Genomic DNA, 1938 nt, shown 5'->3' on the forward strand with positions numbered 1-1938 from the left:
CCTCGGCGCCGACCGATTCGACCTCGTGATCGTCGGGGTGCGAGGACTGCACTTCTTCCAGCATGCCGCGATCGTTGTCGCCGGAGGTCGCTTCGCTGCCTTGTTCGGCCTGCGGGACGGCTTCGGAAATCACATCGGCCTCGACCGAGGCGGCGATCGACGTCGGGCCGCCTTCGCGGGTTTCACCTTCGTCCTGCTCGGCAGAATCCTCGCCATGTTCGGACGCATCGGCATGTTCGGACGAATCAGCCGCATGTTCGATTATCTCGGACGTGTGCGAGATGTCCTCGACACCAGCGTCGGCGCCTTCTTCTGCCTCGTCGCTTGCCTCACCGGAATCGGCAGCATCGCGCTTGTGCTCGCCCCGGTCGCGGGGCTTGCCGCCGCGCCTGCGGCCGCGCCGTCCGCGATCGCGGCTCTGGCGATCATCGCCGTCGCCGTCCTCGTTCTCTTCGTCCTCGGCCTCCTGCGCTTCCGCGCGCAGCAGTGCCTGACGATCGGCGACCGGGATCTGGTAGTAGTCGGGGTGAATTTCACTGAAGGCGAGAAAACCGTGACGGTTGCCGCCATATTCGACAAAGGCTGCCTGAAGGGAGGGCTCTACGCGCGTTACGCGGGCTAGGTAGATGTTTCCTTTGAGCTGCTTCTTGTCCTGAGATTCAAAGTCGAATTCTTCAATACGGTTACCGCGTATGACGACAACGCGTGTTTCCTCCGGGTGGGAGGCGTCTATCAGCATTTTGTTGGGCATTATTTCGTTTCCCCCCGGCAGCCGTCAGCCGCAGCTTGCGAGGCAAAGCCTGCTGCTGCGTGTCTGGAATGTGGGTGCCGGATATTTGAACGTCCGTCGGCCGCCACTTGAGCGCCATGGCGGTGCCGCCCGCAGCCATAATGGCGCGGTTTGATGCGGACCTTTCCATGATTGCGCTTGAAGCCATCGTCACCAACAGAACCTTTTGAACCAAAGCCCGGATGAACCGGACCAGCTTGTTTGCTCATACAGAGCCGGCACGGGAACAAACCCGGCCGTTTTCCTCACGCAGGCGATTCCCCCGCCACGGGAGCACGCCTGCGAAATTCGTCGCGATCACCTGAACCCTTTTCGCCTGAAAGCGAAAGGAGCCGCCTTTACGTCTGACCCTGTAGCAAGAAGCTGCGGAGGAGGGCGGTTCCAGGATTGCAGTGATCCACCATCGCTTTTATGATTTGGCGGGGTGGAAGGCAACCCCGATTTCCGATGCCGGCAAAAAGCCGTTCCGTAGCGTAAGCCAAGCTTGCGGCCCTTGCATGAAAAGGCTTGGTTAACCTTCTCTGGATACCAATCGTTAATCGAGTTCGCGGCCTAACCGGCATTTGGACGAAACGACCGGGCGCCGGGCGCCAAACCGGGAGCGACTGGAAAAGAGATGGGATTGGCGGACTTCACAGACAAGGGATGTCGTGTCGGCGGCCGGATCCTGGCCGCTTTCTGCCTCTTGCTGCTGCTGGCGGCCTCATCCGCGTTTTCCTCAAATGCCAATGCCGCCGACGCTCCGCTCGTGGCAAAAGGCTACAAGATGGCCGGCGATGCCACCAAGATGCGTATCGTCATGGATTTCGACCGCGAACCCGATATCAAATGGTTCCTGCTGCGTGGTCCCAACCGCCTTGTCATCGATCTCGCGAATACGAGATTCGCCGTGGATGCCAAGGATTTGAAGGCGCGGGGCCTGGTCAAGGGCGTGCGCCTGGGCGAACTCGGCGAGGGCGTTTCGCGTCTGATCCTCACCGGCAAGGGACCCTTTGCCGTCGACAAGCTCGACGTGCTCAAGAACGAGGACGGAACCGGCTACCGCATTGCCATCGACATGTCGGCGGCATCCGAACGCGAGTTCGACGTGGCGCTGGCCAACCAGGCGCTGACCACCGGATCGACCGTTTCGACCGACAAGGGAGGGC

The 1938-nt window shown here is 61.1% G+C and carries 1 protein-coding gene and 1 pseudogene; one reads left to right on the top strand and one right to left on the bottom strand.

Annotation, left to right across the window (positions count from 1 at the left end):
- A pseudogene (locus EN943_RS36755) lies at window positions 1-751 on the bottom strand (S1 RNA-binding domain-containing protein); the annotation flags it as partial.
- Window positions 752-1406: 655 nt separating this feature from the next.
- Between EN943_RS36755 and EN943_RS36760 the strand changes: the two are divergent.
- The coding region (locus EN943_RS36760; protein WP_127416587.1) for an AMIN domain-containing protein at window positions 1407-1938 on the top strand (532 nt) is incomplete at its 3' end.

Source organism: Mesorhizobium sp. M7A.F.Ca.US.006.01.1.1, from assembly GCF_003997935.1.
GTDB lineage: Bacteria > Pseudomonadota > Alphaproteobacteria > Rhizobiales > Rhizobiaceae > Mesorhizobium.